The organism is Bacillus sp. HY001, assembly GCF_007558965.1.
Lineage (GTDB): Bacteria > Bacillota > Bacilli > Bacillales > Bacillaceae_G > Bacillus_A > Bacillus_A mobilis.
The window spans coordinates 1-21,752 of record NZ_VLTE01000165.1 but is presented as its reverse complement, the minus strand read 5'-3'; the positions used below and the strand labels follow the sequence as shown (position 1 = coordinate 21,752).

Sequence of the window (21,752 nt, the reverse complement as noted above, 5' to 3'; positions counted from 1 at the left end):
CAGTTAGTTTGCCGTTTTGAATACATAGAAGGTAGGTAAGATGTGTGATAGAGTTTCGAAACGTTTCCAAAGTGTATCCGAATGGTACAAAAGGATTGAATAATATAAACTTGAACATTCAAAAAGGCGAGTTTGTTGTAATGGTAGGGCTGTCTGGGGCTGGAAAGTCTACACTTCTAAGATCGGTAAACCGCCTTCATGAGATTACAGAAGGCGAAATTATGATTGAAGGTGAGTCTATTACTGCAGCGAAAGGAAAAGGATTACGCCGCATGCGCCGAGATATTGGTATGATCTTTCAAAATTTTAATCTTGTAAAGCGATCAACGGTATTGAAGAATGTACTAGCGGGGCGTGTTGGGTATCATTCGACACTGCGTACAACGTTAGGTCTATTTCCAAAAGAAGATTTGGAGCTTGCTTTTCAATCGTTAAAAAGGGTGAATATTTTAGAAAAAGCATATGCGCGAGCTGATGAATTATCAGGAGGACAACAACAACGTGTATCGATTGCTAGAGCGTTGGCGCAAGAAGCGAAAATCATATTGGCAGATGAACCTGTTGCGTCGTTAGATCCGCTAACAACAAAGCAAGTGTTAGATGATTTGAAAAAAATTAATGAAGATTTTGGGATTACAACAATTGTAAACTTACATTCTATTGATTTAGCTAGGCAATATGCGACACGCATTATTGGATTACATGCAGGCGAAATTGTTTTTGATGGATCAGTAGAAGAAGCAACGGATGAAAAATTTGCTGAAATTTATGGAGACGTAGCGCAGAAAAGTGAATTATTAGAGGTGGCAGTTAAATGAATGACGTGACGATATATTCGAAATCGATACCGAAGCCGCCGAGTAAGTTGAAACATATGTTAACGGCTATTCTAGTCATTTTACTGTTGTGGGGAAGTAGTGTACAGGTCGACGCATCATTTTCAAAACTAGTAGTTGGTTTTCCTAATATGATTGATTTGTTAAAAGAGATGGTGCCGCCTGATTGGAGTTATTTTCAAGTTATTACAACAGCGATGTTAGATACAATACGTATGGCGATTATTGGGACGACTTTAGGAGCGATTTTAGCTATTCCACTGGCACTATTTGCGGCAAGTAATGTGTTTACTAGTACATTTTTGTACGGTCCAGCTCGATTGGTTTTAAATTTTATCCGAACGATACCAGATTTATTATTAGCGGCGATTTTTGTAGCTATTTTTGGAATAGGACCACTTCCAGGTATTTTGGCTCTTACTTTTTTCTCAATTGGGCTCGTGGCGAAATTGTTGTATGAGTCAATTGAATCGATTGATTCAGGTCCATTAGAAGCGATGACAGCAGTAGGAGCAAATAAAGTGCAATGGATTGTGTATGGGGTAATGCCGCAAGTGAAAGCACATTTTGTCTCCTATGTTCTTTATACATTTGAGGTGAACGTACGTGCAGCAGCTGTTTTAGGTTTAGTAGGGGCAGGCGGTATTGGATTATATTATGACCGTACACTTGGGTTTTTACAATATCAACAAACCGCATCTATTATTATCTATACCCTTGTTGTTGTATTGTTAATTGATTATGTAAGTACATTGTTGCGGGAGAAATTATAATGAGTAAAACGACGTTAATCGTACCAAAACCGAAGAAACCGAGTATGTATCGCTGGTTTATTTTTATAGCACTTGCATTTGTTTATGTATGGGCTTTTTCAGGAGTCCCGTTAGAGGGAATAAAGGATACGGCAGGAGAAATTACAAAAGCAATTATGACAGGTGTATTGAATCCAGATTGGTCGTATGTATCTTTGCCAGATGGTGAAGATTTATTACATGGTTTAATTGATACGTTGGCAATTGCGATATTAGGTACATTTATTTCTGCCTTTTTATCTGTTCCATTTGCTTTTTGGGCTGCAACGAATATGAGCAGTGGAAAATTAACTTCAGGAACTGGGAAGTTTGTACTTAGTTTTGTTCGTACATTTCCGGAATTAGTTATGGCGCTTTTATTTATAAAAGCTGTTGGACCAGGCTCTTTTGCTGGAGTTCTAGCTTTAGGGTTACACTCTATTGGGATGTTAGGAAAACTATATTCAGAAGGAATTGAAAATATAGATAAGGGACCGACGGAAGCGTTAATAGCGACAGGCGCAAATCGCTTCCAAATACTTTGGTATGCGGTATTACCACAAGTATTACCGGATTTTCTATCGTATACGTTATACAGGTTCGAAATTAATGTACGATCCGCTGCTATTTTAGGTGTTATTGGAGCAGGTGGGATTGGTACGCCTTTAATTTTTGCACTGAGTTCACGCAATTGGTCTCGTGTGGGTATTATTTTATTAGGCATCATTTTAATGGTAATTATCATTGATTTTATTTCAAGTTCGATACGGAAGAAAATTGTATAATTTATTTTAAGCACCTATAAAAGGTGCTTTTTTATATAATAAGAATAATAAATGTGAGCAATAGGGGGGATAATTTGGCTTTACAGCATGAGTTTGTATTTGTTTCGAATGAAAAAAAAGATTGGATTTTATAGATATAGATTGGATTGAACGTTGTTTTCTATATAAAGAAGAGGCAACGATAGATGAGTATGTTGTATTAAGTGATGAGCTAATCGTATATCTATTAGATTTTACTCATTGGATTCCGACCTACTATCCAGCGAAAAGAGCAGAAGGATTTGGAATTCACTATTATGGTATTACGAAAATAGAACAGCAAGGGGCAGTGATAGCAGAACAGTTATTTTGTTCGCTAGTTAGCATGTTTTCTTTAGCGCCAGAAACAATCGAATTGACAGGACAGTTTCAATGGGAAAATGATAAAAATACGGATGGAGAATATGAAAGATACGTATTTGATCGAGATAAATTATGCCAAGATTTACAGTCGTTTATTTATTTGCTTCGTAGAGTGAAAAATGGGGAAGGATATATTTTGCATTATGGAATTTGAAAATGATGAATAAATATACAGATAATTCCCTTTCTTTTTAAAATAAAAACAATGAAAAAGTATGTCATATTGAATGCCCATACATTCCTGAAAACCTTGATTTTTTTATGGAAAACCAAAAAAATATCAACATATTTGTCGATACATGTTGTATAATCTTGCGTGGGAAGCTATCATATAAATGTATAAAACGTTTACTAATATAAGCGAAGGGAAGAATAGCATGTCACATTCAATCGAACAACTTTCTATCAACACGATTCGCACATTATCCATCGATGCGATTGAAAAAGCAAACTCTGGTCACCCAGGAATGCCAATGGGTGCAGCACCAATGGCTTATACATTATGGACTCAATTTATGAAACACAATCCAAATAACCCAACGTGGTTTAACCGTGATCGTTTCGTATTATCTGCAGGTCATGGTTCAATGTTATTATACAGCCTACTTCACCTATCTGGTTATGATGTAACAATGGATGACTTAAAGAACTTCCGTCAATGGGGAAGCAAAACTCCAGGACATCCTGAGTACGGTCATACAGCTGGTGTAGATGCAACTACTGGCCCACTTGGACAAGGTATTTCAACTGCTGTAGGTATGGCAATGGCTGAAAGACATTTAGCTGCTAAATATAACCGTGATGCGTATAATGTAGTAGATCATTATACATACGCTATTTGTGGTGATGGAGACTTAATGGAAGGCGTTTCTGCTGAAGCATCTTCATTAGCTGCTCATTTACAATTAGGTCGTCTTGTTGTGCTTTACGATTCAAATGATATTTCATTAGATGGCGATTTAAATCGTTCATTCTCTGAAAGTGTAGAAGATCGTTACAAAGCATACGGATGGCAAGTAATCCGTGTTGAGGATGGAAACGATATTGAAGCTATCGCGAAAGCAATTGAAGAAGCGAAAGCTGACGAAAAACGCCCAACGCTAATTGAAGTAAGAACGACAATTGGTTTCGGTTCTCCAAACAAATCAGGAAAATCAGCTTCACATGGTTCTCCACTTGGTGTAGACGAAACAAAATTAACGAAAGAAGCATATGCTTGGACTGCTGAGCAAGACTTCCATGTAGCAGAAGAAGTATATGACAACTTCCGTAAAACGGTACAAGATGTTGGTGAAACTGCACAAGCAGCGTGGAACACTATGCTAGGTGAGTATGCACAAGCCTACCCAGAATTAGCAAACGAATTGCAAGCAGCAATGAATGGTCTTCTTCCAGAAGGTTGGGAGCAAAACTTACCAACTTATGAATTAGGATCAAAAGCAGCAACTCGTAATTCTTCAGGTGCTGTAATTAATGCAATTGCAGAATCTGTACCATCATTCTTCGGTGGATCTGCTGACCTTGCTGGTTCTAACAAAACATACATGAATAACGAAAAAGACTTTACAAGAGATGATTACAGCGGAAAAAACATTTGGTACGGTGTACGTGAGTTCGCAATGGGTGCAGCAATGAACGGTATTGCACTACATGGCGGTTTAAAAACTTACGGTGGTACGTTCTTCGTATTCTCTGACTACTTACGCCCAGCAATTCGTCTTGCAGCATTAATGCAATTGCCAGTAACGTATGTATTCACACACGACAGTATCGCTGTTGGTGAAGATGGTCCAACACATGAACCAGTCGAGCAATTAGCAGCGCTACGTGCAATGCCAAATGTATCTGTTATTCGTCCAGCTGATGGTAACGAATCTGTTGCAGCTTGGAGACTAGCTCTAGAATCTACAAACAAACCAACTGCTTTAGTATTAACTCGTCAAGACCTTCCAACATTAGAAGGTGCAAAAGACGATACGTATGAAAAAGTAGCAAAAGGTGCATATGTAGTTTCTGCAAGCAAGAAAGAAACAGCTGATGTAATCTTACTTGCAACTGGATCTGAAGTAAGCCTAGCTGTTGAAGCACAAAAAGCTCTAGCAGTAGACGGCGTTGATGCAGCTGTTGTCAGCATGCCATCTATGGATCGCTTTGAAGCTCAAACTGCTGAGTACAAAGAATCTGTATTACCAAAAGCAGTAACAAAACGTTTCGCAATCGAAATGGGTGCTACATTCGGATGGCACCGTTACGTAGGTCTTGACGGAGATGTGTTAGGTATCGATACATTCGGTGCTTCTGCTCCTGGTGAGAAGATTATGGAAGAGTATGGATTTACTGTAGAGAACGTTGTTCGTAAAGTAAAAGAAATGCTTTAATGATTTTAGAAAAATCTCTCCGGCATGGAGAGGTTTTTCTATGTAAATGAGTTTTTTCGACAGAAAAAGTTTTTTATCTCTCCGCAGTCAGACAATCATTGCAAAGTTTCTTCTATATAATGAAGGGAAAAGGTTGTCCAGATTGGGAGGCAAAAGATGAAAACGTATGAATTGTATTTAATTCAAGAGGATATTGCGAAAGCTTACTTTGGTCGTGAATATTTGTTTTTTGATTTATTTGCTCGATTTTCAGAATCTGGGTCCCTTTCGGAGAAAAAAGTGTTATATAAACAAATGATGTATATAACGAGGCCATTACAAGTAATTAAAATTCATCATAAATTAGAACAAGCTTTGCGTGTTCTTGGTAAATATGATCGAACACATCATACACATACACTTTATACAGGGGCGGAATACGGCGAAATAATGGTGAAACCGCACTATATTCGGATGAATACCTCTGGAAATGTTTCTATGGAAACGACTTTCTTTGAGGTGTTGAGAAAGTGTGAATTAACATTTTTAGCTATGGATTATGAAAATACAAAGTACGGATGGCTGAATCCTCTAAAACAAGTACGAACATATGTGTAAAAAATGTCGAATTGTATCTTGTCTTATTGAAAAGGTTTTAGTACACTGTAAGGTAGACAACATGAAGGAGGAAAATATATGCCAATTTGGTTAGGTATTCTAGTGGGCGTAGTAGCACTAGTAGCAGGCGTGGCGTTAGGATTTTTCATTGCCCGCAAATACATGATGAACTACTTAGAAAAAAATCCACCAATTAATGAACAAATGTTAAAAATGATGATGATGCAAATGGGACAAAAACCTTCCCAAAAGAAAATCAATCAAATGATGAGCGCGATGAGCAAGCAACAAACAAAATAAGCGCTAAAGGGCACTCGATAAGAGTGCCCTTTCTTATTGGACTTTTAAAGTGTTTAAAACTTTTAAAAATTCTGCATCTTTGGTAAACTGAAAACATCGCTCATTTTAAGGGAGGAGGATAAAAATGAAGGTGTTTATTAATTTAGCTTGGTTTTTTAAACAAGAAAAACGAGCGTACATAATCGGAATTATTATGTTATTTGGTGTCGCGCTTCTTGAACTTGTAGCTCCGAAAGTACTAGGTATTGTAGTAGATGAAATTAATAATGGAACATTAACATCTGAGAAGTTGTTGAAGTGGGTTGTTTTATTAGTAGTTGTAGGGATTACTATGTACATATTACGTTATTTATGGCGTATTATGATTTTTGGATCTTCGTTAAAACTAGCTCGTCAATTACGAAAGAATTTATATGAACATTTTACAAAGATGAGCCCATCTTTTTATCAATCACGTCGTACGGGTGATTTGATGGCGCATGCGACCAATGATATTCAGGCGATTCAACAAACGGCTGGATCGGGCGTTTTAACACTGGTTGACTCATTAGCGGTTGGGGGATGTGTACTCGTAGCGATGGGTTTTACAATTAGTTGGAAGTTAACATTGTTAAGCTTAATTCCAATGCCGATTGTAGCGATTTCGACAAATTATTATGGAACGTTATTACATAAAAGGTTTCATAAAGCGCAGCAATCGTTTTCGGAAATCAATGATAAAGTGCAAGAGAGTATGAGTGGGATGAAGGTAATTCGATCACTTGGACAAGAGAAAGAAGATTTACAAGCATTCCGAAAAAAGTCAGAAGATGTTGTACATAAAAATATGTTAGTTGCACGTATTGATTCGTTGTTCGATCCGACAATCTCACTTATCGTTGGATTTTCTTTTTTAATTGCAGTATGTTACGGGTCAGTATTAGTTGTGAGAGGGGAATTAACTGTAGGTGATCTCGTTACATTTACAACGTATTTAGGTACCCTCGTTTGGCCAATGTTAGCCTTTGGATGGTTGTTCAACATTATGGAGCGTGGGCGTGCTTCGTATGACCGTGTAGAAAAAATTCTCTCTCAAAAATCAGATGTAGTAAATAGAGAAGATGCTGTGCATACAATAGCGAGCGGTGATGTTACATTTGCGGTTGATTCATTTTCCTATAAGAAAAATGAATTGTCGCAGCTAATAGATGTTCACTTTGATTTGAAGAAGGGTGAAACATTAGGAGTTGTCGGCCGTACGGGCGCGGGGAAAACGACATTATTAAAATGTTTAATCCGTGAGTATGATCATTTTAATGGTGAATTAAAAGTTGGGGAGCGGGATATTCGCGATGTAACACTTTACGGTGTCCGTTCTGCCATTTCATACGTGCCGCAAGATCATTTTTTATTTTCAGCAAGTATTGGGGAAAATATTGCCTTCGGAAAGGCGGATGCTACATATAATGAAATTACCCGGGCTGCAGAGATTGCTTGTATTCATAATGACATCCTCCAATTTTCAGAAGGGTATGAAACAGTGGTAGGAGAAAGAGGCGTTTCGTTATCTGGAGGTCAAAAACAGAGAATTTCTATTGCGCGTGCTTTATTAACAAATGCAGAAATTTTAATTTTAGATGATTGTTTATCAGCAGTAGATGCAAAAACAGAAGAAACGATTTTAAATGCATTAAAGAGGGAAAGAGCAGGGAAAACGACGATTATTACTGCTCATCGTTTAAGTGCAATTCAACATGCTAATCTTATACTTGTTGTGGATGAAGGTAGAATTGTACAACGAGGTACACATGAGCAATTAATGGAAGAAAACGGTTGGTATAAAGAGATGTATGAGAGCCAGCAGTTAGAAGCATTAGTTGAGAAAGGAGGCGTATGATGACTGAGAAGAAGCAGAGTGATTTAAGCAGATTGCTTTCTTATATGAAGCCATATAAAGGGTTGCTATCTTTAGCATTTATCTTTTTAGTTGGTGCAACAGTAACTGAAATGATGGGTCCTTTTTTAATTAAACAATTTCTTGATGAACATTTAGTACCACGAAACTTTGATCAATCGGCACTTGTGACTCTATTTGTTGTATATCTAATTGCTCACTTATTAAAAGTATTATTTACTTATTTAGACTTATTGTATTTTCAAAATATCGCTTTTAAAATTGTTCAAGATATGCGTGTTGAAGTATATGATCATGTTCAAAAGTTGTCATTAAGTTTCTTTGATCGTACGCCGATTGGTACGCTCGTATCGCGCATAACGAATGATACGGAAGCAATTAAAGACTTTTATGTCAGTGTATTATCCACATTTGTCAAAAATGTAGTCTTTTTAATAGGTATTTTAGTAGCAATGTTTTTATTAAATGTAAAACTAGCTCTATTTTCTCTCATATTAATTCCGATCATGTTTGCAATTATGGTGCTATATCGCCGAAAAAGTGCAGCTTTTTATTTAGAAGTACGTAATCAATTGAGCGTGTTAAATGCAAAGTTAAATGAGTCTATTCAAGGAATGAATATTGTTCAAGTGTTCAGACAAGAAAAGCGTATGAGAAAAGAGTTTGAAGAAGTGAATAATAAACATTATAGTGCAGGGCGACGGACGTTAAAGTTAGACGCATTACTTTTACGCCCAGCAACGGATTTAGTTCATATTATAGCAATTGCGTTAGTACTTGGTTTATTTGGAATTGATGCGCTGAAGAGTCCTGTTGAAGTAGGAGTTCTATATGCGTTTGTTAACTATATACATCGTTTCTTCCAGCCTGTAAACGAGATGATGATGAAATTATCATTTTTCCAACAGGCACTTGTTTCATCATCACGTGTATTTCATTTAATGGATGAGAAAGATTTAGCGCCAGTTCAAAAAGGGGATGGAAATCCTCAAGTCGTTAATGGAGAAATAGAATTTAAAAATGTTACTTTTTCGTATGATGGAAAACGTGATGTTTTAAAAAATGTATCTTTTCAAGTGAAACAAGGACAAACGGTTGCTTTCGTTGGACACACTGGTAGCGGAAAAAGTACCATTATGAATTTATTAATGCGATTTTATAATATTAAGTCCGGAAATATTGTAATAGATGGTGTGGATTTAGAGGGATTTGAAGAACGAGAGATTAGAAAGAAAATAGGACTCGTATTGCAAGATGCATTTTTATTTGCGGGAAATGTAAAACAAAATATTCGTATGTACAATGAAGAAATTACGGATGAAGAAGTAAAAGAAGCAGCACAATTTGTGCAAGCCAATACGTTTATTGAAAAATTACCAGAGCAGTATGAAACAGAAGTAGTAGAAAGAGGAGCTGCATTTTCTAGTGGTCAACGCCAATTAATTGCTTTTGCTAGAACGATAGCAACGAATCCGAAAGTATTAGTATTAGATGAAGCAACAGCTAATATTGATACAGAAACAGAAGATGCAATTCAAACAGCATTACAGCAAATGAGAAAAGGGAGAACGACGATAGCCATTGCGCACAGATTATCTACAATTCAAGATGCGGATCAAATCTTTGTTATGCATGATGGAGAAATAGTAGAAAGAGGTACACATCAAGAATTACTGAGTGAACAAGGGTTGTATTATAATATGTATTTACTACAAAATAAAGGAAGTTTACAAAAGGCCTTGTAATTACAAGGCCTTTTACTTTGTTTATAAAATATATTTGTTCTTAATGTCTATAGTATAAACGACGTGACCCTTTAATAAAGTTGTACATATTGTATGTATACGATATGAAAAAAATTGATAGGAGCTTTTATATGCAAGATAGATCTAGTTCAAATATTACGTTTATCGATGTGTCTCATTGGGAAGGGAATATTGATTGGAATGCAGTGAAGGGGTCCGGTATTTCAGCGGCGTATGCAAAAGCGACAGAAGGTGTGAATAATCTTGATCCTACTTTGGTTCAAAATGTACAAGCAGCGCGAAATGCGAATGTATTAATCGGTGCATACCATTTTGCACATCCAGAACTAAATGATGCAATTTCAGAAGCGAAACATTTTGTAAATATATTACAAAGCAATCAGACAGACTTAATGCCAGTTCTAGATTTAGAATCACCGGTAAATCCGAGTAATAGTAATTTAACTGGTACTGCTATATCTAATTGGGCAAGAAGTTTTATAAATTATGTGAAACAGGCTACTGGAAAAGATGTTATGTTGTATACAGGAGTTTGGTATATTAATGAGTTCGGAATTAGCGGGTTAAGTGATGTACCACTTTGGATTTCCAAATATTCTAGTACTCCGCCTGCCGATGCTGGTGGATGGACAGAGTGGACAGCGTGGCAATATACAGATTCAGGACAAATTTCAGGTGTAGGAGGAAATTGTGATGTATCAGCAGCTGTTTCATTAGAAGCTATACAAGGGAATGGAACAAATGGTGGTGGAAATGTTTCCCCGCCTAGTACTGCTACAGCGGTCTACGGCGTTGCTGTAATTAATGGCGATAATGTAAATCTACGGAGTGGACCATCTTTACAATCTAGTGTAATCCGTCAGCTAAAGCGTGGCGAATCATATGAAGTTTTGAACGAACAAGGTAGCTGGCTTGCTTTAGGTGGAAACGAATGGATATACTATGATCCAAGTTACATTCAGTATAAACATTATGTGGCGACTATTACTGGTGATAATGTGAATCTGCGGGATGCTCCATCAATAAATGGAAATGTTATAAGACAGTTACATCATGGTGAGGCTTATAGAGTGTGGTGTAAGCAAGATGGATGGCTTGGTTTAGGTGGAAATGGCTGGATATACTATGATCCAAGTTATATTCAGTATGGTGTACAATAAAATGCACGTAAAAGGTATCTCGCCTGAGATGCCTTTTATTCAGCTATTTGAGGGCAAGTTGAAACGATCAGTAGGGCATGGGGAATACAGTCTCGCTTCATTAAAAATATGTAATTTTTACAAAGTGTATATTGAAAGCATAGTATAATATAATGGATGTTTATAAAAATAAATGAAAATGAAATGAAGGAGTAAAAATATGGATTATGTGCTAATAGGTGTGATTTTATTATTATTAGCTGTAGTATTCGTGCTGTTCTATAAAAATAAACAGCTAGAATCAGAGAGTCAGCAAGTAGAGTTTGAAAAGAAACAAGCAATTGAAACGTATGAAACTGAAATTGCAGCTACGGTTACAGAGCATAAAGAACAACAAAATACATTGAAAAGTATGGAACAGAAGAAATACAATGATTTACAAATAAGTGCAGCTAGAGAACTTGAAAATATGCGTATGATGAAAAATCAATTAGCTGTGCAACATAGTAAAGAACGTAGTGAAGTGCAAGAAAAGCATAGTAACGAAATACATATGTTTCAACAATTAATTGCAAATTTGCGAGAGTATACGAAAAGTGGAGCTGAAGTGAATACACACGAAACATTACATTATATGAAGCGAGGCTTTGTAGATCAAGGCATGATACTAGATAATGAATTTCATATTATGCCGAATGTTTTTATTAGAAATCAGCACGGCGGAAATGATTTTCGAATTCATCATCTTGTTTTAAGTAAAACGGGCATGTATCTACTTGAGACGAAAGAATGGACAGGTAAATTAATTCATGGCTTAACGAAAGAAAATGCTAGTATTTATTCATTTATGATTGATGAAATTGGCAAGTATCAACAAGAGGAAGAGAAAGAAGAGACGTTTGAATGCATAACAGGTGAAGAGTCATTAACGATACAAGTGAAAAATGAAGGGAATCCAGTATATAGAGCGAAGAAACTATCTCATATTCTATACAATTGTTTGAAAGAAATCCAAGTTGATATTGTAAAGGAAAACGTAAAACCGATTGTATATTTTTATAATGAGAGTGGGAAAGAAGTGCTAGATCTTTCTGAAGAAAAAACGCCGAGATTAAAAGATAGAGAGCAAATTGTAACGTTCTTCAGAAATGAGATTTTAACAGGGAAAGTAATATATACAGATCAAGAGTTAGAAAAGCTCCGAGAAATCATTAACCGGATGAATTATAAAATGAATTAAAAAGAGGTGGGATTTCTGAGTGCTATATTAAGGGGTATTTTGTATGTTTATGTTTGTTTGTATATACTAATGTATCTTGCGTTTATGTTTGTTATTGATTCGGTTCATATGTCAGTAAGTGTAAAAAGTATGTTTGTAGTAGTCATGCCATTTGCTATGTTAGTTGTGATTCAAAAGTTCGTCTTACGTACGTCTGTAAATCGTAATACAGAAAAGAAGCAAATGCTAGGTGTAATGATAGTAGGATGTATTCTATTGTTGGTGTGCACTGCACAATTAAGTATGAATACATACACCTCAAAGTTTAATCAAGATCGGTGGTTACATGCTGAAGAAAAACGGGTACATATGGTAGATGATCTAATGCGAAAATATAAATTAGCAGGGAAATCAAATGAAGAAATTACAAAATTACTAGGAACGCCTACTGAAACAAGAAATGGAGAAGAAGGGATTATCACTTCGTACTATCTTGGAAATGAACGTGGTTTTATTTCTATCGATAGTGAACAGCTTGTTTTACAATTTGATAGAGATGGTAAAGTTATGGAATATAAGGTACAGAGAGATTAAATAAATTTAGAAGCTATATGTTATAGCTTCTTTTTTATTTTTCAATATGTTACGGAAGGGAGAGAAGGGTTTTGAAGGGAATAAGGAATGAAAGCGGAGGTGAGGCATATATATAGATGCGTTGGGTTGTTTTTATCGTGCATAAACGGAAAGCCCGATTATAATCAGTGCGGAGTGGACTAAACCTTTACTGATTAAACTTTCACTTTATCATATTGTAAAAATGAAGAGGAGGTAAGACGGTGAAAGCTATACCGACTGATGTCCTGAGTAAAGAACTGATGGAACGAGAAGGGGTTATATCTATTACAGTAAAGGAATTTGAAAAGATAGAAGTAGCTGGAGTAGTAGTCGCTGGTCCTGCGGTTATTTTGATTAATCAAGACTAAGTACATAGTATCAATCTAGACAAGTATGAAAGCATCCGTTCAGGGTGCTTTTGAAGTTTTCAATGATTATGACACTAGTTTTCGCTGGATGTATGTTATGGATGGAATAAAAATAATATAGCAAACTAATATGTTTTACGAATGAATTATGTAAGTAATTCATATTTCCCATATAAAAGGATTTGCTTTAATATAATGAGTGTAAAGTTCGAGTATTCGAAGTACTACTTGAATTATATCCCTATCCCTTTTCTAAAAATGCGAACAAGTTTTGCCCTATTCTATTCAATAATTAATTGCATAGAAATATATTGTTCGATGACCATTATGGAACGTACATAATGGGAAAATCCCGATCCTTAAAGAGGATGCCCCTAATCTTCATGTGAAAATATGATCGGATAAGAAAGCTGACCAATTTATGGTCAGCTTTCTTTTTGTTCAAAAGTTATTTCTTCTTTAATTTCTGTTTGCAATAGTAAAGCTTTTCCGAAACGACGTTTGCATTCCGCACGTACTTTTTCAATGGCTAGTAGCTGAGTAGTGGCGGGAACCGTTACGATAGCTTGGCGCGGTTTTCGATTTTCTTCACAAAAGACACATTCCACAACATATTTAGAAATCATATTTTCATCCTTCCGTTTTTAATTTCTAAGAAGGGATTGTCTATGAAGTTGATGTAAACTTTCGTCATTGTTTTACTATTTTCCTCTTTTTTCAAGGGGAAAATAAAAAGGAAGACGAATAGTAGTAGGGGAGGGATGTATATGGAAAGATGGGTAGGTTGTGCGGCAGTATGTGTAAACGAAAGAAATGAAGTTTTAATGGTGTTGCAAGGGCAAAAAGGTGAAGAAAAAAGGTGGTCTGTTCCAAGTGGCGGGCTTGAAAAGGGAGAAACACTAGAAGAATGTTGTATTCGAGAAGTTTGGGAAGAAACAGGTTACAATGTGGAAGTTGTAAATAAAATATACGAAAAAGAAGGTATTACATACGGGGTTCCTGTATACGTTCATTATTATGTCGTTAAAAAAATAGGCGGTAGTATGAAAATTCAAGATCCTGATGAATTAATATATGAAATTGCTTGGAAGAGGATAGATGAGATGAAGGAATTAACGCTATCATTCCCGGAAGATTTTGAGATTTTAAATACATATATAAATAAAAAAGCGAGTGTTTAAACACTTGCTTTTTTAATGTATCCACGATAAGAAAAGCGGAACGATAACTAAACTAGCTCCCGCTGTTAAAAGCATAGATAAACTTGCAATCGTTCCTTCTATAGGACCGATTTCGAATGCTTTTGATGTGCCGGTTCCATTTGCACTCGTACCTAACATAATGCCTTTTGCGAGTGCTGTTTTAATACGACATATGCGTATGAGAGAAGGACCGAGCAATGCTCCTGTTAACGCAGTTAAAACAACAAATACGGCTGTTAATTGTGACATACCACCAATCATTTCTGAAATAGCCATTGCAATTGGTGTTGTTACAATATGAGGTGCTAAACTATGTTCTAACGATGAATCAATTTGAAAATAATTTGCTAGTAGTGCTGAAGTAATAACTGATAAAAACGAACCGACAATGACGTTAAGTAAGATAGCTATTCCATGTTTCTTGAGTAAGTCAAAGTATTTATAGATTGGCCATGCAAAAGCAACTGTTGCAGGCTTTAATAATTCAGTTAACCATTGACCACCTGTTTCATATGTTTCATAAGGTGTGTCTAGTCCGAGTAATAAAGCAATTAAAATAATAGGACAGACGAGAAGAGGAGAAAGTAAGCTCCAATTCCAGCGTTGATACATTTTCTTCGATATCCAATATGTGAATAGTGTTAATAATAAACAAAGAAAGCCGATCATTGTGTTGATCCTTTCCGCTTTAGTAGCAATTCTGTTAAGAGTCCTGTAACTAAGGTAACGCAAAGCGTGCTAATCATAATAATTAAAATGAGATCGATTCCATATTGTGATAGTGTATCTTTGTAGCGTATGACAGCGACTGCAGAAGGAATGAAAAATAAAATAAGTTCTTTTAATAAAAAGTCTGCTCCGTCTTGTATCCACTCTTTTTTCACTAGGTTAAATTTTAATGAAATTAATAATAAAAAAATACCGATTATACTTCCTGGAACTGGGAGGTGTGCCTGTTTTGCAATCCATTCACCTGTCCAAGCGAAACAAAATAATAATAAGATTTGTCCGCTTAATTTCCACCATTTCATACAGTAACCACCCCTTTCTTTTTTTACATAAAAATTGTAAAAAAGAATTAACAATTTCTACTATACGTTCATTCGAAAAATTTGTCTAATATATAAATTATATGTTATTAATATATTAGATGTATTAATCGAAAGTGAAAAGGGTGTCCAAAATGGAATTACGGCATTTGCAATATTTCGTTGTAGTGGCAGAGGAGTTACACTTTGGACGAGCAGCTGCTCGTTTACAAATGACACAACCACCGCTTAGTCAACAAATTCAGCAATTAGAAAAAGAAATGGGAGTTATGTTATTTTCAAGAACGAAGAGAAAGGTTGAATTAACAGAAGCTGGAGAAATGTTTTTAAAAGAAGTAAAAAAAGCGTTTGAACAAATTGAAAAAGCAGTAGAAATCGCACAAAGTGCCCAAAGGGGAGAAGTGGGATCACTTTCAATTGGTTTTGTAGGTGCGGCGATATATGATATTTTACCATCTATCGTAAGGGAGTATAGAAAGAAATTTCCGAGAGTGTCTGTTGCACTACATGAACTGTCAACACCAGATCAGGTGCATGCACTTCACGATAACCGTATTGATATTGGTTTTTTACGTCCGCCAATTCCAACACAATTGCTGGAGTTAGAACCAATTCAAAGGCTTTCTTGTACGTTATGTTTACCGAAGGCACATCCACTTGCTGAAAAGGATGAAATACATATTGAAGATTTAAGAGACGAACCGTTTGTATTTATTACAAGGCCTGTATGGCCAGCGTTATACGATACAATATTATCACTTTGCCGTGACGTCGGTTTTAGTCCACATATTGTACAAGAAGCGACGGAATATCAAACAGTTATGGGACTTGTAGCGGCAGGAATTGGAATTACGGTAATACCTGTATCGGCAAATAAATTGTATAAAACAGAAGTCGTATATAAAGAGTTATATGATTCGAATTTTGTTGCAGAAATGTCAGTAGCGTACAAAAAAATGAATACTAATCCAGAACTTTTAGAGTTTTTAAAAATTGCAAGAGAGAAGAAAAGAATAGAAGTTGAGGATGAGGTTAATTAATTTGTTTAAAAGTACACCTCATTAAACAATAAAGCGGAAATGCAATACTATTGCATTTCCGCTTTAGTTTGCTTTTTTTAGTTCTATACTAAAGAGATAAACATGTTCGTTTTCTTGTAATAGTTGGTCAATAGCATTTTTTTCCTCAAGCATTGGGATTCTTACGTTTTCTTTATTCGTTTTTATTATAGCTGTTAAAGTCGTTTTTTGATTATATTTTAATTTTATAGCAGATTGAAGAGTAGTAGATGCAGAGCTATTTATACTTGGAGGTGCTTCTTCAGGAACGAGCATGGAACTACCTTCAATATTAATATACCAATTTTTTTGCTCTTGTATATCTTTATCGAGTTGGGATTGAGGTGGTAAAAAAGAAAGCTTTACTTTCTTTTTTGGAAAATGTGAGGTAACTGTATTCACAATTTCGTTTGTTTTTTTACCATTTTGATAATGGTCAATTGTAGCATGTATTTCATCTTTTTCATTTTTAAGTGTAACGCTATAAAATATGCTGTTTCCTTCTTGAAAAGGTGTCATTTGTAAAATAGAAGATTGCTCTTCTGTTAATTTGTATGGCTCAACAATCGCGATCTCATTGTGTTTAAGTGGGCTACAACTTGTGAGAAATAATAAAAACAAGATTGATAGTAATTTTATACGCATGCAATCCTCTCCTTTTTACAATTATATTCTTAATATGATTTTTTTACCATTTTATTTTCTAGGACTAAAGACTTAGAACAAATTCAGATTGTAGTGCGATGTTTAAAATGTCATATTTTTATACACTTGTAGTATAGAATGAGTTTGTTATGAAGTAAGGTAGGGGAAGAACATATGTCTTTATGTCAGTTAGTGAGAAAAAATATAAGAACATTTGCTGCCAAAAGGATGAAGCAATTTATGTGGGTTGCTATGATTACTATGATTTTATTTTTTATGATATCGCTCCAATTTAATGAAGTAGTTGTTGAGGAATTAGGGACTATACTTTTATTTCAAATGTGTTTTTATACACTGTTTCTTATATTCATTTTTATATGTATTTTTACTACATATAAAATAACGTTTTCTCTTCTGCAAGTGAGAAAAGAGGAAATTAAATCTTATGTAGCAGAGAATAGGAACGTAATATGTTTATTATGTCAGGAGCAATTATTCATTTATGGCGCGTCGTTTGTTTTTGGATTAGTTAATGGGATGTTATTTTTGAAATTATTTACGATTATTTTTATGAAACTAGTAGGAATACAAGGGATAAATAGTGCACCGATTACAATATATGCAATAGTAGTTGTTAGTATAATTATGATTGTTATCGTCTTATTATCGATGATGCAATGTTTTCGATTTGTTCAAAGTTTACAAGATAAAAATTCATTTCATTTCAAGAAAAAGGCATGAGAAATCATGCCTTTTCCTATTTTACACATAAAAATAATCATGTTACAGTGTAAAGACCTGACAAAGAATGGGAAGGAAAGGTTGTATAGAATGACAAATGAACAATCGATTGTAAAGGTTGAGCGATTAACGAAGCGAATCGGCTCAAAGACACTTGTGGAAAATATTAGTTTCGAAGTTAAAAAAGGTGAAGTAGTTGGTTTGCTCGGACCAAATGGTGCTGGAAAAACGACTTTAATGAGAATGATGGTCGGCATGATTCGTATGACAGAGGGAGAAGTTTGGATTGACGGCCAATCTGTAAAACAGCAATTTGAAAGTACTGCTTCGAAAATTGGAGCAGTAATTGAGACACCGGAGTTTTATCCTTTTTTGAGCGGCTATGAAAATTTAACATATTTCGGACGAATGAATGGTAAGGTGACAGAAGAACGTATCGATGAAGTAGTGAAATTGTTAGGGATGGGACAAGTAATTGACCGCAAAGTAAAAGCATATTCACTTGGTATGAGACAACGTTTAGGAATTGCTCAAGCGCTTATTCACGATCCAGATGTATTGATATTAGATGAACCAACGAATGGATTAGATCCTAGTGGAATACATGAAATGAGAATGTACATAAAGAAAATTGCACATGAACAAGGAAAAGCGGTACTTGTATCTAGTCACTTACTTTCAGAAGTTGAATTAATGTGTGACAGAGTTATCATTATTCAGCACGGAGAATATGTGGCGACGCAAAATATTCAGCATAATCAAAGCGAAGAGATGGAGACAATCCGTATACGTGTAGATGATGCGAAAAGAGCAGCAGAATTGTTAGACCAAGATGTTTTAATAAAAGGTAATGATCTACTTATTACTGTAAAAGATGAAGAAATCCCAAATGTTATTCGTACATTGCTTGAGAAAAACATTCAAGTATATCGTGTATATGAAGAAAGAAAAACGTTAGAAGAGCAATTTTTAGAATTAACAGGGGGAAAAGATATTGTTTAATTTAGTGTATAACGAACTGTATAAAATATTTAAGCGAAAGCGAACGATTATTCCATTTGCAGTTATTGCAGTATTAATAATTGGATTAGGATGGGTTACGGTAAAGTATCTGGAACCAGAAACAAAAGGATGGAAAGCCGATTATACAGAAAGAACTGTAGAAATTGAGAAAAAGCTAGGCATGAAAAAAGAAGCTATTTTAGCAGAGCGATCTGGAGATGAGCTTGTAAAGGAATATCAGCTGAAGATGAAGTATTTGGATACAGATACAGCACCGGCAAGCAGTTCTCCGCTTTCTTTCATGAGAGATACAGGTTTTATCGTATTTCCAATATTGCTCCCATTTATCCTCGTGTATGCAAGTACAATTTTTGCGAATGAATATAGCTGGGGAACATATAAATTTTTAACGATACGACCAGCAAGTCGATTTAAAATTTTGACAGCCAAATTTTTAGCAATCGTGATATTTGCAGCATTATTGTTTATATTTAATATGATTTTCTCCACATTATGTGGGCTTGTTATTTATAAATTCCAGCAGCCTGCATGGAGCGAGTTTATTTTCCAAGATGGAAATATTATAAAACAAAATATTTTTGTAGAAGCTAGTAAGTATTATATTTTATCTTGGTTGCCGACGATTGTGTACGCAGCGTTTGCATTTATGATTTCTGTGTTAACAAGATCTAGTGGAGGCGCGATTGGAATTTCGCTATTCCTTGCTTTATCAGGAAACATTGCATTACTAGCAGCAACTAGATATGATTGGGCGAAATATTTATTGCCAGCAAACACAGATTTATATAGTATTGCAAAGAATGGAAGTTTTATTGATGGAGTAACGTTCCCGTTTGCTTCATGTATGTTATTACTATATTTATTTGTATTTTTAAGCATTTCCTATACCGTATTTTTAAAACGTGATTTAACTTAATAAAAAAGGAGCCGTTAAGTATCTCTTAACAGCTCCTTTTTTTATGCAAATTGTTTGAGTGCTTTTTCAGCTAACAAAGCGAAGTATTCTGCACTTATAGGTAATGCTCGTTCGTCTACTGTAAAAGCGGGATGATGCCATTCATGTGTACCACTCGTTCCCATAAATACGAATGAACCAGGTATTTCTTGTTGATAAAAAGAAAAATCTTCTCCGGCCATTGAAGGAGTAGGGGAGATGATATTTAAATTCATTGTTTCTGCAACTTGAGTCGATAAGTTTGTTAGAAATGTATCGTTATGAACAGCAGGAGGCCCTGCATAAAAACGAAATTCTGTTTTTACACCTAATGCATCAGAAACCCCTTGAATAATACGTCTCATTAGTGCAGGAATTTTTTCACGTGTTTCCGTTTGGAATGTACGTACAGTGCCTTCCAGTGTTGCTTGTTCAGGAATAACGTTCCACGTATTTCCTGAATGGATGTTTGTAACACTAACGACTGCATTATGAGAGGAACTTATATTCCGGCTTACAATTGTTTGGAGTGCCATCACAATTTGAGAGGACGCGACAATAGGGTCTACCCCAGCATCTGGTACAGCTGCATGTGTACCAACTCCGTGAATTTCAATTTCAAATCGATCAACCCCGGCCATGAGTGGACCATCTTTAATACCGATTGTACCTACTGATAAATCAGGTTTATTATGCATACCGAAAATAGCTTGCACATCACGTAAATGTCCGGCTTCAATTACTTTGCAAGCACCATTGCTACTTTCTTCAGCTGGCTGGAATATAAAGCGTACCGTTCCGCTAAGAGAAGATTCTTTTTCCTTTAATAAATAAGCGGCACCAATAATTGCAGCTGTATGAAAATCATGCCCACAAGCGTGCATCTTGCCGTGAATTTTTGAAGCGTACGGCAAATTTGTTTCTTCTTGAATAGGAAGAGCATCAATATCAGCACGTATTGCTATAATCGGTCCGCTATGATTCCCCGAAATTTCAGCAATAACGCCTGTTTCTAAACTAGAATTAATAATCGTAATGTTTTTCGCTGCTAACCAATTCTTTATAGCTTTCGTCGTTTCAAATTCTTCGTATGATAATTCTGGATGCTCATGCAAATTTCGACGAATAGAAATTAGTGCCTCCGTTAATTGCTCTAGATTTGCTACCACTTATCATGCCCTCTTTCTTAAATAAAGTCTTTACATTAAGTATACAACAAGAAAAGAGAGGTTTCTTAAATGAAAATCCTCTCCCATTTTATCATTTCCCGACAGAAAACTCCCACCTCAAGGAATGGGTAGGACATGTTCCAATGAGTAGGTGGGAGCTGAATGACGATTAGGCAACAGCCTAAAGGTTCTTCTTGGTGAAGAATCAGTTAAGGTACCGGTATCGTAATCAGTTCGTTCCTATAGAAAGAAAATGTTATAGCTCAGAGGGATTTTTACATCTACGAAATTGTTTCATTTGTATTTTTTTGAAAGGGACAGAGGACTTTCGACAAAAAAGAAGAAATAATACGTGATCAGTATTATTTGGTTATATCATGATATCGTTCCCATGCATATCATGAAAAAGATTGTAAACAAATAAAAAAAGGAAGTGAGGTGAAAAGCGGTGCTTATCCATAAAGCGTATCAGTTTCGGATCTATCCTAGTTTAGAACAAAAAATAGCTATTACGAAAACAATTGGTTGTTCACGATTTGTATTTAACTACTTTTTGGAAAAGTGGAATGATAGATATAAAGAAACAGGAAAAGGGTTATCCTATGGCACTTGTTCTTCGCAATTACCTACTCTCAAAAAAGAATTTGTATGGCTAAAAGAAGTAGACAGTATCGCTCTTCAATCTTCTCTTCACAACCTAGCTGACTCGTATGCAAGATTCTTCAAAAAACAAAACAAAGCATCTCGGTTTAAATCGAAAAACAATAAAGTCCAATCCTATACAACGAAACATACAAATGGAAACATTGCGATTATAGATAATAAATTGAAGTTACCGAAA

At 35.4% G+C, this 21,752-nt stretch carries 23 protein-coding genes and 1 pseudogene; 19 read left to right on the top strand and 5 right to left on the bottom strand.

What is annotated here, in order from left to right; translation table 11 throughout:
• The first annotated feature begins 44 nt into the window (after positions 1-44).
• From phnC to FOT98_RS29675, 13 genes and pseudogenes are all read left to right on the top strand, one after another.
• A complete protein-coding gene (gene phnC / locus FOT98_RS29735) occupies positions 45-818 on the top strand; it encodes a phosphonate ABC transporter ATP-binding protein (protein ID WP_061677974.1) in 774 nt (257 codons plus the stop codon).
• The gene (phnE, locus tag FOT98_RS29730) at positions 815-1,609 is read left to right on the top strand and encodes a phosphonate ABC transporter, permease protein PhnE (protein ID WP_063260623.1); all 795 of its coding nucleotides are present in this window, start codon (positions 815-817) and stop codon (positions 1,607-1,609) included. Before phnC ends, phnE (FOT98_RS29730) begins: the two co-directional genes overlap by 4 nt.
• Positions 1,609-2,412 carry a phosphonate ABC transporter, permease protein PhnE gene (gene phnE, locus FOT98_RS29725; RefSeq protein ID WP_063260624.1) on the top strand — a complete coding sequence of 268 codons (804 nt, stop codon included), beginning with the start codon at positions 1,609-1,611 and terminating at the stop codon, positions 2,410-2,412. Before phnE (FOT98_RS29730) ends, phnE (FOT98_RS29725) begins: the two co-directional genes overlap by 1 nt.
• A gap of 74 nt (positions 2,413-2,486) precedes the next feature.
• Positions 2,487-2,968, top strand: a pseudogene (locus FOT98_RS29720) (coproporphyrinogen III oxidase).
• Between the two features lie 223 nt (positions 2,969-3,191).
• Entirely contained in the window at positions 3,192-5,192 is a 2,001-nt protein-coding gene (gene tkt / locus FOT98_RS29715) for a transketolase (RefSeq protein ID WP_063260626.1), read from the top strand.
• A 156-nt stretch (positions 5,193-5,348) separates the two neighbouring features.
• The gene (sirA, locus tag FOT98_RS29710) at positions 5,349-5,789 is read left to right on the top strand and encodes a sporulation inhibitor of replication protein SirA (protein WP_063260627.1); all 441 of its coding nucleotides are present in this window, start codon (positions 5,349-5,351) and stop codon (positions 5,787-5,789) included.
• 78 nt (positions 5,790-5,867) lie between these two features.
• On the top strand, positions 5,868-6,089 hold the full coding sequence (locus FOT98_RS29705; RefSeq protein ID WP_001123316.1) for a YneF family protein: 222 nt from the start codon (positions 5,868-5,870) through the stop codon (positions 6,087-6,089).
• A gap of 124 nt (positions 6,090-6,213) precedes the next feature.
• Complete coding sequence (locus FOT98_RS29700; RefSeq protein WP_063260628.1) at positions 6,214-7,965, top strand: ABC transporter ATP-binding protein; 1,752 nt, start codon at positions 6,214-6,216, stop codon at positions 7,963-7,965.
• Positions 7,965-9,728 (top strand): ABC transporter ATP-binding protein, encoded by a 1,764-nt coding sequence (locus tag FOT98_RS29695; protein WP_063260629.1) that lies wholly within the window; start codon positions 7,965-7,967, stop codon positions 9,726-9,728. The genes FOT98_RS29700 and FOT98_RS29695 overlap by 1 nt, the downstream gene beginning before the upstream one ends.
• Positions 9,729-9,859: 131 nt before the next feature.
• On the top strand, positions 9,860-10,909 hold the full coding sequence (locus FOT98_RS29690) for a GH25 family lysozyme (protein WP_063260630.1): 1,050 nt from the start codon (positions 9,860-9,862) through the stop codon (positions 10,907-10,909).
• A gap of 199 nt (positions 10,910-11,108) precedes the next feature.
• A complete protein-coding gene (locus FOT98_RS29685; protein ID WP_063260631.1) occupies positions 11,109-12,128 on the top strand; it encodes a nuclease-related domain-containing protein in 1,020 nt (339 codons plus the stop codon).
• A gap of 6 nt (positions 12,129-12,134) precedes the next feature.
• Entirely contained in the window at positions 12,135-12,701 is a 567-nt protein-coding gene (locus FOT98_RS29680) for a hypothetical protein (RefSeq protein WP_080467555.1), read from the top strand.
• Positions 12,702-12,943: 242 nt separating this feature from the next.
• Positions 12,944-13,090: a BC1881 family protein gene (locus FOT98_RS29675; RefSeq protein ID WP_000644411.1), complete on the top strand. Its 147-nt coding sequence runs from the start codon at positions 12,944-12,946 to the stop codon at positions 13,088-13,090.
• Positions 13,091-13,515: 425 nt separating this feature from the next.
• Here FOT98_RS29675 and FOT98_RS29670 read toward each other — a convergent pair whose 3' ends face one another.
• On the bottom strand, positions 13,516-13,716 hold the full coding sequence (locus FOT98_RS29670; protein ID WP_061677984.1) for a DUF3903 domain-containing protein: 201 nt from the start codon (positions 13,714-13,716) through the stop codon (positions 13,516-13,518).
• Positions 13,717-13,857: 141 nt separating this feature from the next.
• On the opposite strand from FOT98_RS29670, the gene FOT98_RS29665 reads away from it, so the two are divergent.
• Positions 13,858-14,271, top strand: a complete 414-nt coding sequence (locus tag FOT98_RS29665; protein WP_063260632.1) for an NUDIX hydrolase — start codon at positions 13,858-13,860, stop codon at positions 14,269-14,271.
• Positions 14,272-14,283: 12 nt separating this feature from the next.
• Here the strand turns inward: FOT98_RS29665 and FOT98_RS29660 are convergent, their stop codons facing one another.
• Both FOT98_RS29660 and FOT98_RS29655 read right to left on the bottom strand, forming a co-directional pair.
• Entirely contained in the window at positions 14,284-14,961 is a 678-nt protein-coding gene (locus FOT98_RS29660; RefSeq protein ID WP_063260633.1) for an LrgB family protein, read from the bottom strand.
• The gene (locus FOT98_RS29655; protein WP_000872363.1) at positions 14,958-15,323 is read right to left on the bottom strand and encodes a CidA/LrgA family holin-like protein; all 366 of its coding nucleotides are present in this window, start codon (positions 15,321-15,323) and stop codon (positions 14,958-14,960) included. Before FOT98_RS29655 ends, FOT98_RS29660 begins: the two co-directional genes overlap by 4 nt.
• Positions 15,324-15,475: 152 nt before the next feature.
• On the opposite strand from FOT98_RS29655, the gene alsR reads away from it, so the two are divergent.
• Positions 15,476-16,381: an acetoin biosynthesis transcriptional regulator AlsR gene (gene alsR / locus FOT98_RS29650; protein WP_063260634.1), complete on the top strand. Its 906-nt coding sequence runs from the start codon at positions 15,476-15,478 to the stop codon at positions 16,379-16,381.
• A gap of 63 nt (positions 16,382-16,444) precedes the next feature.
• Here alsR and FOT98_RS29645 read toward each other — a convergent pair whose 3' ends face one another.
• Positions 16,445-17,044 (bottom strand): hypothetical protein, encoded by a 600-nt coding sequence (locus FOT98_RS29645; RefSeq protein WP_063260635.1) that lies wholly within the window; start codon positions 17,042-17,044, stop codon positions 16,445-16,447.
• 174 nt (positions 17,045-17,218) lie between these two features.
• Between FOT98_RS29645 and FOT98_RS29640 the strand changes: the two genes are divergently transcribed.
• The 3 genes from FOT98_RS29640 to FOT98_RS29630 all read left to right on the top strand — a co-directional run bounded on the left by FOT98_RS29640 (position 17,219) and on the right by FOT98_RS29630 (position 19,724).
• Positions 17,219-17,785, top strand: a complete 567-nt coding sequence (locus tag FOT98_RS29640; RefSeq protein WP_063260636.1) for a hypothetical protein — start codon at positions 17,219-17,221, stop codon at positions 17,783-17,785.
• Positions 17,786-17,875: 90 nt separating this feature from the next.
• On the top strand, positions 17,876-18,787 hold the full coding sequence (locus FOT98_RS29635; protein WP_063260637.1) for an ABC transporter ATP-binding protein: 912 nt from the start codon (positions 17,876-17,878) through the stop codon (positions 18,785-18,787).
• Entirely contained in the window at positions 18,780-19,724 is a 945-nt protein-coding gene (locus tag FOT98_RS29630; protein WP_063260638.1) for an ABC transporter permease, read from the top strand. Before FOT98_RS29635 ends, FOT98_RS29630 begins: the two co-directional genes overlap by 8 nt.
• 41 nt (positions 19,725-19,765) lie before the next feature.
• On the opposite strand, the gene FOT98_RS29625 is transcribed toward FOT98_RS29630, so the two are convergent.
• Positions 19,766-20,911: a M20 peptidase aminoacylase family protein gene (locus FOT98_RS29625; protein ID WP_063260639.1), complete on the bottom strand. Its 1,146-nt coding sequence runs from the start codon at positions 20,909-20,911 to the stop codon at positions 19,766-19,768.
• 448 nt (positions 20,912-21,359) lie between these two features.
• On the opposite strand from FOT98_RS29625, the gene FOT98_RS29620 reads away from it, so the two are divergent.
• Positions 21,360-21,752, top strand: a 393-nt coding sequence (locus FOT98_RS29620; RefSeq protein WP_144291207.1) for a helix-turn-helix domain-containing protein, incomplete at its 3' end; no start/stop codon positions are given.

Excerpts from the sequence above, each read along its gene's own strand:
- FOT98_RS29635 (WP_063260637.1), top strand. The coding sequence starts at position 17,876 with ATGACAAATGAACAATCGATTGTAAAGGTTGAGCGATTAACGAAGCGA.
- FOT98_RS29690 (WP_063260630.1), top strand. The coding sequence starts at position 9,860 with ATGCAAGATAGATCTAGTTCAAATATTACGTTTATCGATGTGTCTCAT.
- FOT98_RS29685 (WP_063260631.1), top strand. The coding sequence starts at position 11,109 with ATGGATTATGTGCTAATAGGTGTGATTTTATTATTATTAGCTGTAGTA.
- FOT98_RS29645 (WP_063260635.1), bottom strand. The coding sequence starts at position 17,044 with ATGCGTATAAAATTACTATCAATCTTGTTTTTATTATTTCTCACAAGT.
- FOT98_RS29700 (WP_063260628.1), top strand. The coding sequence starts at position 6,214 with ATGAAGGTGTTTATTAATTTAGCTTGGTTTTTTAAACAAGAAAAACGA.
- FOT98_RS29660 (WP_063260633.1), bottom strand. The coding sequence starts at position 14,961 with ATGATCGGCTTTCTTTGTTTATTATTAACACTATTCACATATTGGATA.
- sirA (WP_063260627.1), top strand. The coding sequence starts at position 5,349 with ATGAAAACGTATGAATTGTATTTAATTCAAGAGGATATTGCGAAAGCT.
- FOT98_RS29655 (WP_000872363.1), bottom strand. The coding sequence starts at position 15,323 with ATGAAATGGTGGAAATTAAGCGGACAAATCTTATTATTATTTTGTTTC.
- FOT98_RS29640 (WP_063260636.1), top strand. The coding sequence starts at position 17,219 with ATGTCTTTATGTCAGTTAGTGAGAAAAAATATAAGAACATTTGCTGCC.
- phnE (WP_063260624.1), top strand. The coding sequence starts at position 1,609 with ATGAGTAAAACGACGTTAATCGTACCAAAACCGAAGAAACCGAGTATG.
- FOT98_RS29665 (WP_063260632.1), top strand. The coding sequence starts at position 13,858 with ATGGAAAGATGGGTAGGTTGTGCGGCAGTATGTGTAAACGAAAGAAAT.
- FOT98_RS29705 (WP_001123316.1), top strand. The coding sequence starts at position 5,868 with ATGCCAATTTGGTTAGGTATTCTAGTGGGCGTAGTAGCACTAGTAGCA.
- tkt (WP_063260626.1), top strand. The coding sequence starts at position 3,192 with ATGTCACATTCAATCGAACAACTTTCTATCAACACGATTCGCACATTA.
- FOT98_RS29695 (WP_063260629.1), top strand. The coding sequence starts at position 7,965 with ATGACTGAGAAGAAGCAGAGTGATTTAAGCAGATTGCTTTCTTATATG.
- alsR (WP_063260634.1), top strand. The coding sequence starts at position 15,476 with ATGGAATTACGGCATTTGCAATATTTCGTTGTAGTGGCAGAGGAGTTA.
- FOT98_RS29670 (WP_061677984.1), bottom strand. The coding sequence starts at position 13,716 with ATGATTTCTAAATATGTTGTGGAATGTGTCTTTTGTGAAGAAAATCGA.
- phnE (WP_063260623.1), top strand. The coding sequence starts at position 815 with ATGAATGACGTGACGATATATTCGAAATCGATACCGAAGCCGCCGAGT.